The organism is Streptomyces tibetensis (genome assembly GCF_040647715.1).
GTDB lineage: Bacteria > Actinomycetota > Actinomycetes > Streptomycetales > Streptomycetaceae > Streptomyces > Streptomyces tibetensis_A.
Window position 1 is genome coordinate 82,126 of sequence record NZ_JBEZCR010000016.1, and the last position, 12,548, is coordinate 94,673.

14 protein-coding genes are annotated in these 12,548 nt (G+C 73.1%); 4 read left to right on the plus strand and 10 right to left on the minus strand.

Annotated elements, in window-relative coordinates:
- Positions 1–68 precede the first annotated feature (68 nt).
- Entirely contained in the window at positions 69–1,247 is a 1,179-nt protein-coding gene (locus AB0B29_RS33630) for a hypothetical protein (RefSeq protein ID WP_362245814.1), read from the minus strand.
- 620 nt (positions 1,248–1,867) lie between these two features.
- Between AB0B29_RS33630 and AB0B29_RS33635 the strand changes: the two genes are divergently transcribed.
- Together AB0B29_RS33635 and AB0B29_RS33640 are read left to right on the plus strand one after the other, a co-directional pair.
- Positions 1,868–2,284, plus strand: a complete 417-nt coding sequence (locus AB0B29_RS33635; RefSeq protein WP_362245816.1) for an ATP-binding protein — start codon at positions 1,868–1,870, stop codon at positions 2,282–2,284.
- Positions 2,285–2,327: 43 nt separating this feature from the next.
- On the plus strand, positions 2,328–2,690 hold the full coding sequence (locus tag AB0B29_RS33640) for a hypothetical protein (RefSeq protein ID WP_362245817.1): 363 nt from the start codon (positions 2,328–2,330) through the stop codon (positions 2,688–2,690).
- Between the two features lie 175 nt (positions 2,691–2,865).
- On the opposite strand, the gene ppk2 is transcribed toward AB0B29_RS33640, so the two are convergent.
- The 5 genes from ppk2 to AB0B29_RS33665 form a co-directional block, all read right to left on the minus strand.
- Positions 2,866–3,822: a polyphosphate kinase 2 gene (gene ppk2, locus AB0B29_RS33645; protein ID WP_362245819.1), complete on the minus strand. Its 957-nt coding sequence runs from the start codon at positions 3,820–3,822 to the stop codon at positions 2,866–2,868.
- A gap of 228 nt (positions 3,823–4,050) precedes the next feature.
- Positions 4,051–4,779 (minus strand): SDR family NAD(P)-dependent oxidoreductase, encoded by a 729-nt coding sequence (locus tag AB0B29_RS33650; protein WP_362245927.1) that lies wholly within the window; start codon positions 4,777–4,779, stop codon positions 4,051–4,053.
- 111 nt (positions 4,780–4,890) lie between these two features.
- Complete coding sequence (locus AB0B29_RS33655; protein WP_362245821.1) at positions 4,891–5,922, minus strand: NAD(P)/FAD-dependent oxidoreductase; 1,032 nt, start codon at positions 5,920–5,922, stop codon at positions 4,891–4,893.
- Complete coding sequence (locus AB0B29_RS33660; RefSeq protein ID WP_362245823.1) at positions 5,919–6,434, minus strand: isoprenylcysteine carboxyl methyltransferase family protein; 516 nt, start codon at positions 6,432–6,434, stop codon at positions 5,919–5,921. The genes AB0B29_RS33655 and AB0B29_RS33660 overlap by 4 nt, the downstream gene beginning before the upstream one ends.
- A gap of 4 nt (positions 6,435–6,438) precedes the next feature.
- Entirely contained in the window at positions 6,439–7,575 is a 1,137-nt protein-coding gene (locus tag AB0B29_RS33665; protein ID WP_436845937.1) for a type III polyketide synthase, read from the minus strand.
- A gap of 91 nt (positions 7,576–7,666) precedes the next feature.
- Between AB0B29_RS33665 and AB0B29_RS33670 the strand changes: the two genes are divergently transcribed.
- On the plus strand, positions 7,667–8,482 hold the full coding sequence (locus AB0B29_RS33670; RefSeq protein WP_362245827.1) for a UbiA family prenyltransferase: 816 nt from the start codon (positions 7,667–7,669) through the stop codon (positions 8,480–8,482).
- Between the two features lie 174 nt (positions 8,483–8,656).
- On the opposite strand, the gene AB0B29_RS33675 is transcribed toward AB0B29_RS33670, so the two are convergent.
- The 4 genes from AB0B29_RS33675 to AB0B29_RS33690 all read right to left on the minus strand — a co-directional run bounded on the left by AB0B29_RS33675 (position 8,657) and on the right by AB0B29_RS33690 (position 11,748).
- The gene (locus tag AB0B29_RS33675; RefSeq protein ID WP_362245829.1) at positions 8,657–9,247 is read right to left on the minus strand and encodes a histidine phosphatase family protein; all 591 of its coding nucleotides are present in this window, start codon (positions 9,245–9,247) and stop codon (positions 8,657–8,659) included.
- Positions 9,248–9,278: 31 nt separating this feature from the next.
- Complete coding sequence (locus AB0B29_RS33680) at positions 9,279–9,677, minus strand: cupin domain-containing protein (RefSeq protein ID WP_362245831.1); 399 nt, start codon at positions 9,675–9,677, stop codon at positions 9,279–9,281.
- A 133-nt stretch (positions 9,678–9,810) separates the two neighbouring features.
- Positions 9,811–10,755 carry an MIP/aquaporin family protein gene (locus tag AB0B29_RS33685; protein ID WP_362245833.1) on the minus strand — a complete coding sequence of 315 codons (945 nt, stop codon included), beginning with the start codon at positions 10,753–10,755 and terminating at the stop codon, positions 9,811–9,813.
- Positions 10,756–10,977: 222 nt separating this feature from the next.
- On the minus strand, positions 10,978–11,748 hold the full coding sequence (locus AB0B29_RS33690; RefSeq protein WP_362245835.1) for a helix-turn-helix transcriptional regulator: 771 nt from the start codon (positions 11,746–11,748) through the stop codon (positions 10,978–10,980).
- Between the two features lie 219 nt (positions 11,749–11,967).
- Here AB0B29_RS33690 and folE point away from each other — a divergent pair, with 219 nt between their 5' ends.
- The gene (gene folE / locus AB0B29_RS33695; protein ID WP_362245929.1) at positions 11,968–12,513 is read left to right on the plus strand and encodes a GTP cyclohydrolase I FolE; all 546 of its coding nucleotides are present in this window, start codon (positions 11,968–11,970) and stop codon (positions 12,511–12,513) included.
- The last annotated feature ends 35 nt before the right edge of the window (positions 12,514–12,548 follow it).

Sequence of the window (12,548 nt, forward strand, 5' to 3'; positions counted from 1 at the left end):
ACGGACCGCGTATCCAGGAGGCGGCGACTGACACGTGCGCAGGCGAGGAGGGTCTTGCCGCTTCGACGTCACGCGCGGGAGGTGCTCTGTTCGTCGCTCTGTTCGTTGTCCTTCTCGTCGCTCGGGGTGGGGTTCTTCGCGTCCTCGACCGGGGGCGCCGGGCGCTTGACCTTGAAGCGTTCGAACGTCCGTGTGAGCTGCTGGAGCGGGGATGCGGCGGGCGGAGTGGACGGACGGGGGCCGGCCGGAGCGTGCGCAGCGGACTCCTGGTAGGCGGCCAGGGCCTCGTGGGCGCTTTCGGCCGCCTCCCGGTACAGGTCACGGGACTTCGTCATGGCCTCCAGCGCCTCCGCGTACATGGCCACCAGGCCGCGCTGGCGGTCCAGCTCCTCCCGGAGGGTCAGGAGGTGCCAGTCCTCCCGCAGTGCGGTGAGGGCGTCCTCGGCGCCGTCGGGCAGAGGCCTGCTCAGTGCGGCGAACCGCGTCACCGCGTCGACGAGGTCGGCCGGTTCGGAGCCGTCGAGGAAGACCGCGCGAACCGAGAAGTCCCGGGCCTGATAGTGCTCCGGAGCCGGTACACCCGGCAGGACCACCGCTCCACCGCGCGGCACCTCGACGCCGGTGTCCCGCAGGGCCCAGTTGAGGCCGCGCAACTGCTGCGGGGCGGCGTGGTGCTCCACCACCCGGTGGCGCAGGCCGGGCGGCAGCCACCGCGCCACCGGCGCGCGCCCCCGGTCGTCGGTGGTCATCGCCTCGTGGACGACCACGTGGATGTGCCATCCGCCGCGCACGGCGTTCCGCAGCAGTCGACGGATCTCCCTGTCGTCCTGGGGGAGGACGTTGATCTCGCCCAGGGCCAGACGGGTGGCGGCGTCCTGGTTCCAGGCGGTGTCCGGCTCCGCGGGCCAGAACAGGCAGGCGGGGGAGGGCCATGCGTCGTCCCACGGCTGCTCGGCCTCCGCGACCAGCGTCCACTCCTGTCCGTGCCCGGCGTCCCCTTCGGGTCGCACGCTCAGCCGGGCGCGCACGGTCACGTCGTCACCGACCCGCCAGCGAGCCTCGAAGACCCGCTCAGCCGGAGCGGTTTCGTCGTCGGGCAACTCAAGGAAGTCGTCGATGGCCTGGCTGTCCTTGCGCTGCTGCAGCGAACGCCGGAGAACGTCTTCCGCGGAGCCCGCGGTGTGGCGGCCGCGCGCCAGCCACACCGTGTCGGGGGTCATGGGGCGGGCGGTGAGGGAGGTCTGCATGGGTCCATCTGTGAACGGGGGTGGGTGCGCCTGCCAGTATCGTCGCCGCAGGCCGACGGGTGCTACCCGGGGTCGCACGGGGTTCCGGGCGCCGGTGGTGACATAGGTGCCCACGGCCCTTCACGCGGCTGACGCGCCTCCTCGTGCGCGCGCCCGCTTCTTTTGTCCGTCTCGCCGTGGGTCATGCGCAGCGCCTACCCACGCCGGGCTGCGCCATGTGGCGTGGGAGGAGCGGCGTGTGCCGACCGGGCGGCGCGATGCGGCACCGGGTGGCGCGAATCCGACCAAGTGGCGCCCTGGGGCGGTGGCGGGTGTGCGGGGTGTGCGCCGTGCGCGCGGGGTGTGCGTGCCGTGCGCACTTCAGGTGATCTCACCCGTGGTCCGCCCGTCACACGGTCCCGACAATGGTGCGCACGAGCAGGACCCGCCCACCATCCGCATCGGGGCGGGTCCTGCTCGCCCTGCGCGACGAGGAGCACCCTGGGAGAACCACCCCGAACCTCCGTCACTTCGCCGAGCCGATACGCGGACGACGTGTTCCGATGCCTGCCGGGGCGATGACCGGGTACAAGGTTCCCGCACCAGCCGGTGCTTGGACGCAGGAGAGGGGACCGGGGGCCGTGGCGGTAAAGGCGATGGGGTGGGCGCACTCGTTCCGAATGTCCGAAGGAGTGCGTGCGGGGAGGGAGTGGACGCGTGAACGTCTCGCAACCCTGCCCTGGGCCGCTGCGGAGCCGGACACGGTGGACTCGGTGGTGCTGGCGGTGTCCGAGCTGATCACCAACGCGCACATCCACGCGCACAGTGACGCGCACCTGGTCCTCACATGGGACGGCGACTGCCTGCACGTGAGCGTCCACGACGAGGACCCGACACTGCCGCGCCAGCGCGACCCGGAGCCGGGCGAGGTCTCCGGCCGCGGAGTGGCGATCGTGCGCGAGCTCGCCGACGAGTGGGCGATGAGGTGCCAGCGACACGGCAAGACGGTGACCGCGTGCTTCCGTCCCGCCGACCCCGAGGCCGGCGGCGCACGATGAGTTCCGCTCACCCGTCGAGGCCCGCTTCCGAAGGAGAAGTGTCGTGTACCTGGCACGTGGGTCGGGTGACGACCCCTACGTCTGGCTCTGGGTCCTGGGCGCCCTCGCGCTGTACGCACTGATCAGCTACGGGCTGCAGTACCGCGCCCGCGCCCGGCGCGGTTCCGCCCATCCGGCCCATGACGCCCTGCACGACCTCAAGGACCGGGAGGACCCCCAGCCGCCCGGTAAGCGCTTCGTCAGCCGCGTGATCATGTTGGGCGGAGCGGGGCTCACGGGGCTGGTCGCCTACCTGACGAGTGGCGCCGTGCGCGTCCTGACGGTCGGGCTCACCGCCGCGGTGGCCGTCACCGTCTGGGCGTACTACGACCACCGCACGGAAACGCGCGCCTCAGCCGGGTCATGAGGCGGCCCGGTCGCGGGACGGCCAGGTCGCGAGGCGGCCCGATCATGCGGCCAGGTCATGAGGCGGCCAGGCCAGAGGCGGCCAGGTCATGAGGCGGCCAGGCCAGAGGCGGCCAGGCCAGGAGGCGGCCAAGGGCCCCTCACCTCCGGGAACGGGAGGGAGGGGCCCGCATGCGTCAGCCGGTCTCGGGGTGCTTGCCGGGCCCCTCGGCGCCCGGGTAGAGCGGAGTGGGCGACAGCGTGGTGTCCTCCTCACCCGGCTCCAGCAGCGTGTCGGCGGCACCCACGATGAGGGGATCGGGTGCGCCCACCGCCTCGCGGTCCTTGCTCGCGTAGTCGACGCGCGACAGCAGACTGCGCATGGTTTCCAGCCGGGCGCGCCGCTTGTCGTTGCTCTTGACGACGGTCCAGGGGGCGTGCGCGGTGTCCGTGGCGCGGAACATGTCCACCTTCGCCTCGGTGTAGTCGTCCCAGAGGTCCAGCGAGGCCAGGTCGGTGGGGGAGAGCTTCCACTGGCGCACCGGATCGACCTGCCGGATCGCGAAGCGTGTGCGCTGCTCGGAGCGCGACACCGAGAACCAGAACTTCACCAGCAGGATCCCGTCGTCCACCAGCATCCGCTCGAAGGCCGGGCACTGGTCGAGGAACAACTCGTACTCGTCCTTGGAGCAGTAGCCCATCACGCGCTCCACCCCGGCCCGGTTGTACCAGGAGCGGTCGAACAGGACGATCTCTCCGGCCGTCGGCAGATGCGCGATGTAGCGCTGGAAGTACCACTGGCCCGTCTCGCGTTCGGTGGGCTTGTCCAGGGCCACGACGCGTGCGCCGCGCGGGTTGAGCCGCTCGGTGAGCCGCTGGATCGTGCCCCCCTTGCCCGCCGCGTCCCGTCCCTCGCACACGACGACCAGGCGTGCGCCGGTGTCCTTGACCCAGCGCTGCAGTTTGAGCAGCTCTATCTGCAGGATGCGCTTGGTCCGCTCGTACTCCTTGCGGCCCACTTTCCGGTCGTACGGATAGTTCTCCCGCCAGGTGCGGACGGGGCGCCCGTCACCGTCCAGCACGATCGGCTGCTCCCGTCGGCTGGTGTCCACGGTCAGCCCGTCCAGCAGCCTGTCCGCCTCTTCGGCGCTCATCACTCGACTCCCCGTTCGGCTCGCAAGCGGTACCGAGCGCACGGTGCACGTCGTGCTCGGACGGCTCCCGTCGCTGGTGAACGCCTACACGGGTGCCCCGCCCGGCCCCGCCCATGTGGGGTGCCGCCTGGCCGTGCCCCGGGCCGGGCCGTGGTGCGCCGTTCCACCAGCGTGGAGGACAGTTCGACCTGAGTGGTCCCCGGGCACCGACAACCCGGCCTCGCTCTCTCAGAGCGCGGTACCCGTCTCCTCGGCCAGGGCCTGCACGAGGCGGTCCTGGAACGCCTCGTCGTGGACGGCGTGATGCGGCTGCGACCGCCGGCCGTGGTACCAGTACCCGCCGGTGGTCAGGGCCTGAGGGTCGTCGCTCGCCGCCAGCCACTCCTGAGTCCGGTGGCCGAGCTCGAGGTCGTCCGGCGCACTCGGCCCGCCCATCCTCGTCGGCACCCAGCCGGGATCCACGGCGTTGCTCGGCGCTCCGGGGCGCAACCGTGCCACCGCGGCCGCCAGCGCCGTCACGAACAGCTTGCTGTCGGCGTACGACCCCGCGCTCTCGCCGCGCCAGTCGGCCCCGTCCAGTGCCGACGGGCGCCCGCCGAGATGCGAGCCGCTGCTCAGGTACACCAGCCGGCGCGGCCCGCGCAGCAGGGCGGTCAGCAGATAGGGCGCGACGATGTTGACCGGCATCACCGCCGGTCCGCTCCACACCCCGGCGTTGTGGACGACGGCGTCGAGCGGCGGCGAGGCGTTCAGCTCGTCGGCGACCCGCCGCACGGCGTCACGCTCGGCGAAGTCGCCCACCACGACGTGCGCCCCACGGCCGGCCAGTCCGTCCAGTACCTTCGCCCGCTCCGGATTGCGGGCGTGCACCACCACGTCGTGTCCGGCGGCCAGCAACGCCTCCGCCGTGGCCCGCCCCAGCCCCTCCACGGACCCGGTCACCAGGATCCGGCGCACCGTTCCTCGCATGAGACTTCCTCCTTCCGCAGGACCGGGGCCCCGCGAAGGGACCCGTCCTGGATACACGGCCGTCGCCCCGGGTACCCCGTCGATCCCGTGCGGCGAGCTCTACGCCAGTGCGTTCACCGCTGCCGTGAAGACCCGTGGCAGGCGCGCCGCGGTGGGCATGATGAGCGGCGCGAGCCCGGGCCGTTGACGGGCCCTCACCAGGAGGTCGGTCAGCAGCCGGTGCCGGCGGGTGGCACGGTTCCAGTCGGTCTCGTAGCGGTCCGGCGTCCCGCGGCGCAGGTTCGTGACGAGGGCCTGCGCGCCCGTGAGGGCCAGGGAGATGCCTTCGCCGGTGAGGGCGTCGATGTAACCGGCGGCGTCCCCGACGAGCAGCACCCGGCCGTGGAAGCGGGTGCGCACCCGCTGGCGCAGCGGCCCGGCGCCCCGCACCGCGGTCACGGCCGCCGTCGGGGGCAGGCGGGCGGCCAACTCGGGAAAGTCCGCCAGCTGGGTGTCGAAGGAGCCCCGCCGGGACGTCAGGAGCGCCACACCGACCAGCGAGGAGCTCAACGGGGTGACGTACGCCTCCCCGTGCGGCCCCCAGTGCACCTCGACGCAGGACGCCCACGGCGCCACCGCGAAGTGCCGGCGCAGTCCGTACCTGGGTTCGCCACGGGTCCTCACCTCCAGGCCGAGCGACCGGCGCACCGGTGAGTGCAGCCCGTCCGCGGCCACGAGCCACCGGGCGCGCAGACCCGTGCCCGGCACCGTCACGCCGGTGGCCTCCTGCCGTACGGCGTCGACGCGCAGGGGCAGTACGGGCACCCCGGCCTCGGTGACGGCCCGGTGGAGGGCGTCGTGCAGGCCGGTGCGGCGGGTGCCGAGGCCCGGCCCCTGCCGGAAATCCGCCTCGACCCGACGGTTTCCCTGGACGTAGCGGATACCGGTGATCGGCCGGCCGGGGACCTCCAGACCGAGGGCGCGGAGGGCTCGCACGGCGCCGGGCATCAGGCCCTCGCCGCAGGCCTTGTCGACCGGCGCGGGACGGGGCTCGGCGACGACGACGTCGAAGCCGGCACGGGCGGCGTGCAGAGCGGTCGCCAGGCCCGCGGGCCCGCCTCCGGCGATCACCATGTCGAGGGTGGCGCTCATGCGGGCACGGCCCGGGTGAGGGCGGCGTTCTCGCAGCGGATGCGGACGGTCAGCAGCCACGCGTTGGCCACGGTGAACACCAGCGCGCTCAGCCACGCGCCGTGCACCAGCGGCAGGGCCGCGATCTCCACGACGACGGCCACGTAGTTGGGGTGGCGCAGGAACCGGTAGGGCCCGGTGCCGACCAGGCGCGCCCCGGGGACGACGATGACCCGGGTGTTCCAGTACGGCCCGAGCGTCGTGACGCACCACCAGCGCAACGCCTGGGCCAGCAGCACGAGGACGAGCATGGGCCCGCCGAGCGCGGGCACGAAGGGCCGGTCGGCCAGGGCGGGTTCGAGGAGGCAGCACAGGAGCAGGCCGGTGTGCAGGGCGACCATGGCCGGGTAGTGGCCGCGGCCGTGCTCGACACCGGCGCGGGCCAGGGTCCAGGACGCGTTGCGCCGGGCGACGACCAGTTCGGCGAGACGTTCGACGCCGACGGCCAGGATGAGAAGGACGTACCACGTCATGAGGTCACCAGCGCAGCAGGACGAGTTCGGAGCAGAAGCCGGGGCCCATCGCCATGAGCAGGCCCCAGCTGCCGGGCTCGGGCCGGGCGGATTCCCGGATGCTCTGCAGGATGTGCAGGACGGAGACGGACGACATGTTGCCCACGGCCGCCAGCGAGTTCCACGCGGATGCCAGGGCGTTGTCCGGCAGATCGAGGGTGTCGGCGACGGCGGAGAGCACCTTGGGCCCTCCCGGATGGCACACCCAGCTGTCGATGTCCTCGACGGTGAGGCCGTGGTCGGCCAGGAAACCGCGCAGATGCCGGCCGAGGTGGCTCCGTACGATGCCGGGGATGCCGGCACCGATCACGACACGGAACCCGGACGTGCCGATGCTCCAGCCGAGGAGCTGCTCGGTGTCCGGATACAGCCGGCTGCGCGTGGCGACCACCGTGGGGCCGGCGGCGCCCGGCCCGGCGGATGTGCCGGCGCGGGCGACGAGCGCGGCGGCACCGTCCCCGAACAGGGCACCGGCCACGAGGTTGGCCTGGGAGTCGTCCCGTCGCTGCAGGGTCAGCGAGCACAGTTCGACGGTGAGCAGCACGGCCGTGCCACCGGGATGCCCACGCAGGTAGTCGTGCAGCCGGGCCAGCCCGGCCGCGCCCGCCACACACCCCAGTCCGAACACCGGCACCCTCTTGACGTCCGGTCGCAATCCCAGACGTCCGGCCAGCCGGGCATCGAGCGAGGGGGCGGCGATGCCGGTGACGGAGGTGCACACCAGGAGGTCGACATCGGCCGGTTCGAGTCCCGCTTCCTTCAGCGCGCCGGTGAGGGCCTCTTCGCCCAGCTCGAGACCGGCCGCCATCCAGGCGTCGTTGGCCTGCCCGAAGTCGGTGAGGGCGGCGTACCGTGCGATCGGCAGCGCGAGGTGCCGGGCGCGGACCCCGGCGGACGCGTGCAGGCGGCGCAGCAGGGCGCGGTCGGCTCCCGGAGCCAGGCACAGATCGCCGATCGGTTCGGTGAGGTCGTCCTGGGCGTAACGGTGCGCCGGCAGCGCCGTGTGGACCGCCGTGATCGTGGTCCCCGCAAGGGGCCGGGCTTGCTCGCGCACCGTGCCGGGTGAGGCGGGGAGGTCTTCGGCCGTCACGGGGACACGCATATCGACAGTGCCTCTCTCGCCCTGTTTGTCCATTTATCTTGCCTGTGTGTCTCTACACCCGTCACCGGTCCTTCCCCGAGCGACACGCCGCGTGCCGGCGCTGTTGCGCTCCTGCCACCTGGAACCGGCGCTCGCCGTGACGGTGCTCGCGACGGTGCTGGCCGTCGCGGCCGGCCGGGGCGCGTCGGCTTCGGCAGCGGTGGCGGCCGCCGTGCTGGTGGGCCAGCTCTCGGTGGGCTGGTGCAACGACGCGGCCGACGCCCGGCGCGACGCGGCCTGCGGACGCGGCGACAAGCCGGTCGCCACCGGCGAACTCCCCCTCCGGGCGGCGGCCGTCGCAGCCGGGGCGGCCCTGGTCCTGTGCGTGCCGCTGTCCCTGCTGAGCGGCGCTGCCGCAGGGGCGGCGCACCTCGCCGTGGTCGCCACTGCCTGGAGCTACAACCTGCTGTTCAAGCACACGCTGCTCTCCCCGCTGCCCTACGCCGTCGCCTTCGGCGCACTGCCGGCGTTCGTCACCCTCGGCCTGCCCTCGCCGTCCTGGCCCGCCTGGTGGGCGATGGCGGCCGGAGCCCTGCTGGGGGTGGGGGCGCACCTGGTCAACGTGCTTCCGGACATCCAGGACGATCTCGCGACCGGGGTGCGCGGCCTGCCGCAGAGGCTGGGCCGCAGGGCCTGCCGGTGGCTGGCCCCGTCCCTGATGCTCGCCGCTGTCTGCGTGCTCGTCACCGGCCCGGCCGGAGGTGTGGGGCGCCCGGGCTGGGTACTGGCGGGGGCGGCCGTCGCCGTGTCGGTCGCGGGCACGGCCCTGCCTTTCGACGACCGCAGCCGGTGGCCGTTCCGGGCGGCTGTCGTCGTGGCGGGCATGGCCGTGACCCAACTCCTGCTGCGCGGCCCGGACATGACGTGAGCGTCGCAGGCGGCTCAGCGGCCCACATGGAGGGTCGCGTCCTGCCGGCCGGCCGTCGTGGAGACCGGCGCGATGCGCAGCGTGCGGGCGGCGTGGCGGATGCGGCGGGTCGGCTGGTTGGCGGGCGCCACCCCGGCCGAACCGCCGCGTCCCGGTGAGCCGGTCCGCGACGACTCAGAACCCGGGGCCGGCTTCCGGCACGTCCAGCGGGCGTCCGAGCCGCAGGTTCCAGCGCCCGGCCCGTCCGCTGAACTCCGTCGCGGTCAGGGGCGGCACGTCCAGCCGCCAGAATCCCGCCGCCGGCAGGTGCAGCGCGTGGACCACGGCCGCCCGTACGACGTCCGGCTCGACCACGGCGAGCGTGCGTCCGTCCGTCTCGCGGAGGCCGTCCAGCCAGTGGGCGACCCGCGCGCACGCGTCCCGTACCGATTCCCCGCCATGGGGCGCGCTGCCGGGGTCGGTCAGCCACCGTCCCACCGCATCCGGTTCGGCGACGGTCACTTCGTCGAGGGTCCGGCCGCGCCACCGCCCCACATCCAGTCCCCTGAGTCCGGCTGCCTCGGGACCGTCCAGACCGAGCGCCCCGGCGGTCTGCCGGCAGCGCGTGCTGGGGGAGAGAGCCACTTGGGAGGCCGAGGGCAGCGACCCGGCCGCGGCCGCGGCCTGCTTCCGGCCGCCCTCGTCGAGCGGGCCCCCGTCGTCGAAACGGGCCTGCCGCAGCGACCGGTTCATCGCCGGGGAGATGAGGACGACTCGACTGGTCACCCGACCGCGCGCCCCCTGCCCCATACCGCGGTCACGTCCGTGACCGGCCCTGGATCCGCATGCCCGGGCGGCGGCGGTGCACCGTCACGTACGCCAGACCGTCCGCGCCCGCGGCCACGCTGCGGACGCTGCCGTGCGGCAGCCAGACGAGGCTGCCGGGCTCCACGGGGTGCGGCCCGGCCTCGGAGCCGAGCGTGCCGTCTCCCGAGACCACGAGCAGCAGCACGTCGAGATCGGGCTCGGCGTGGGCGTCGATGGACCCCCGGGGCGGGACGCGGACGAGGTTGGCGTCCAGTTGCCGGCCGGGTTCGGCCAGCCGCCACAGTGCGCCGGTCGCTCCCGGCTCGGCCGCGGCGAGCGACCCGGTGTTGCCGAGGATCCGCGGAACGGGAGCGCCGGCCCCGCCGGGGAGCTCCTCCGGGTCAGTCATGGATCGTGCCACCATCCGATACGGGCCTGCCCTGGGCCGGTTCACCTGTACGGCAGGCGATCCGCGCCTCTCCCGGGCGGACGCCCAGAGGAATCTAGCATCGGCCGCGGCCCGGGCCGCGGCCGATGCGCGCTCACTCGTCGTCGGACGTGGTGGGGCGGGTCCGTCCGGGCTCCGGCGCCTCACCCTCCTGTGCGCGAACGTGCAGCACGTCGCCGATGAACAGGTCGTACACCAGTACACCGATCACGCCGCCGATGAGCGGCCCGACGATCGGGATCCACCAGTAGTCGCTGAACGCCCCGGCCAGGCTGCCGGGAAATGCCAGTCCGTCCCATCCCGCCATCCAGGTGAACAGGCGCGGGCCGAAGTCGCGTGCCGGGTTGATGGCGTAGCCCGCGTTCGCCCCGTAGGACATGCCGATGGCCGCCACGACGAAGCCGATCACCACGGGCCCGAGATTCGCCTTCACGGCGGTGTTGCGCAGGTCGATGAGCGCCACGACCAGCATGACCAGGAAGGCCGTGCCGACGATCTGGTCGATCAGCGGGCCCCAGATGCCACCCCCGAAGTACGGCGCCGGGAACGTCGCGAAGATCGAGAACGAGGCGAGGGTCTTCCCGTCCGTCTTCGGCCCCTTGAAGGCGGCGTCGAAGGCGTCGATGGCATCGTGGTACACGGCGTAGACCAGGGCCGCCCCCGCGAGGGCGCCGACCACCTGGGACGCCCAGTAGGGCAGGACCTTGACCCAGGGGAACTTGCGCCGCACGGCGAAGGCCAGGGTGACCGCCGGGTTGATGTGCGCTCCGCTGACGCCACCGGCCACGTAGATGCCGAGGATCACGGCCATGCACCAGCCCCAGGTGATCAGGAGCCAGTCCCCGGCGCCGAGGAAGAAGATGGTGGGCCCCTGGGTGCGGCCCGAGCCGGGCAGCGCCGCCACCGTCATCGCCACCACACCGCACCCGAAGGAGATGAGGACGAACGTCCCGAGGAACTCCGCCAGGCACTCGCCCGCCAGGCCTGCACGACGTCTGAGCCTGGAGGGTTTCACCAGAGGCTTGATCTCCACTGCCATGTGATTCTCCCTGAGGTCGCTGCGGTCGCCGCGTGACGTGCGGTAATCACGTGGTAACCCGGCGCAGCGCCCGCGGCAACCGCAGGCCTTCCTGCGAAGGGTGGCCGGCGGCAACAGCAGGCGCCCCGGCGAGGGGCGGCCCGCGGCAACCTCGGGCGAACCTCCGAAGACGCGTTCGCGCCGCCTCCGGACCGGCGGACGGCGGTGCGTTTCCCTTGGTCCTCAGCGGCCCGGGGGCGTCTCCTCGATGGACTCGCCGTCCCCGGAGCCGAGCCGGACGCAGCACTCCCCGGGTTCCGGTTCCAGCGCCGCGCGGACGCCGCCGACCTCGAGGCCCTCGAGGTAGCCGCTGAGGAATGCCTGGTTCATGCCGCACACCAGATCCGGTGCCCTGGCGGCCAGCGGGTGGAAGGGGCAGTTGCGCAGCCGGATGCGGGTCGGCGTTTCCCGTACGGGCTCGTACCCGTACTGGTCCAGCAGGCGCTCGCAGGTGGTCAGCCCCCGCTCGGGGCCCAGCCGGCCCGGGCGGGTCTCGTGCCGTGCGGCCTCGCCCAGCTGCCGGCCTCGCTGCCGCGCGGCGCGCATGGCGGCCTGGGTGGCGGTCTCGCCGGCCTGCTCGGTCAGGACGGCGTCCAGGAGCAGGTCGGCCAGCAGCTCGTGCCGCCGGTCGGGGATGGTCACGGTGATCTGGTCGCCGGTGGGCTCGTACACCTTCGGCTGCCTGCCGGCCTTGCGGATTCCGCCCGGCGCTTCGTAGCGGGCGCGCAGCAGACCGGCGTCGACCAGCTTGTCGAGGTGGAAGGCGGCGAGCTTGCGGGAGATGCCGACGCTGGCAGCGGCCTCGTCGCGGGTGACGGGACGCCTCGCCCGCCGGATGAAGGCGAACATGCGCCGGCGTGAATCCTCGCTCAGGACGCTGACGGAGTCGATAGCGCTGACGGAGCCGATGGCGCTGCCGGCCGGATCGGCCTGCGCGGGCGGGTCGGAAGCCACACGACCACGGTAACTCCCACAGGTATGGGAGTGAGGACTGTTCGGGCGTGGTGGTCTGCACATCTTGACGGCGGTGCGGAATAAAGGAAAAACTCGTTGGTGAAACTCTTGGAGGTCACCATGGTCCCGTTCTCACCGCCCTCGGCATCGGAGGCAGCCGACACGACGGCACCCGTGCGGCCCGCCCTGCGGGTGGTCCACGAAACCGACGGGATCGACATGGCCGCCGCCGAGGCCGCCGCAGGCCGGTTCCTGGAGGCCCTCGGCATCTCCACGGCCTCGGAGAGCCTGCGCGGCACGCCCGGCCGGATGGCCCGCGCCTACGCGGAACTCTTCAGCCCCCGTCCGTTCGACCTGACCACGTTCCCCAACGACGAGGGCTACGACGAACTCGTCCTCGCCCGGCGCATTCCGGTCCGCACCGTCTGCGAGCACCATCTGCTGCCGGTGGTCGGCACCGCCCACGTCGGCTACCTGCCGGGGGCCCGCATCCTGGGCCTGTCCAAACTGGCCCGCGTCGTCGAGCACTTCGCCTGCCGCCCGCAGGTCCAGGAACGCCTGACCAAGCAGGTCGCCGACTGGCTGCAGACCCATCTGGAGCCCAAGGGCGTCGGCGTGGTCATCGAGGCCGAGCACTCCTGCATGACGCTGCGCGGTGTGCAGGCCACCGGCTCCGACACCCTGACCTCGACCCTGCTCGGCCTCCTGCGCTCCGACGCCCGCTCCCGCGCCGAGTTCCTCGCGCTGACGGGGGTGGCCAAGTGAGCGCGGCGCCCGCGTCCGCCGGGGGCGGTCGCGGG

What these genes read in the sequence shown, in the direction of transcription:
- AB0B29_RS33630 (WP_362245814.1), bottom strand. Translation starts at nt 1,247, where the DNA reads ATGCAGACCTCCCTCACCGCCCGCCCCATGACCCCCGACACGGTGTGG.
- ppk2 (WP_362245819.1), bottom strand. Translation starts at nt 3,822, where the DNA reads ATGAGCGCCGAAGAGGCGGACAGGCTGCTGGACGGGCTGACCGTGGAC.
- AB0B29_RS33655 (WP_362245821.1), bottom strand. Translation starts at nt 5,922, where the DNA reads ATGAGCGCCACCCTCGACATGGTGATCGCCGGAGGCGGGCCCGCGGGC.
- AB0B29_RS33660 (WP_362245823.1), bottom strand. Translation starts at nt 6,434, where the DNA reads ATGACGTGGTACGTCCTTCTCATCCTGGCCGTCGGCGTCGAACGTCTC.
- AB0B29_RS33665 (WP_436845937.1), bottom strand. Translation starts at nt 7,575, where the DNA reads ATGCGTGTCCCCGTGACGGCCGAAGACCTCCCCGCCTCACCCGGCACG.
- AB0B29_RS33680 (WP_362245831.1), bottom strand. Translation starts at nt 9,677, where the DNA reads ATGACTGACCCGGAGGAGCTCCCCGGCGGGGCCGGCGCTCCCGTTCCG.
- AB0B29_RS33685 (WP_362245833.1), bottom strand. Translation starts at nt 10,755, where the DNA reads ATGGCAGTGGAGATCAAGCCTCTGGTGAAACCCTCCAGGCTCAGACGT.
- folE (WP_362245929.1), top strand. Translation starts at nt 11,968, where the DNA reads ATGGCCGCCGCCGAGGCCGCCGCAGGCCGGTTCCTGGAGGCCCTCGGC.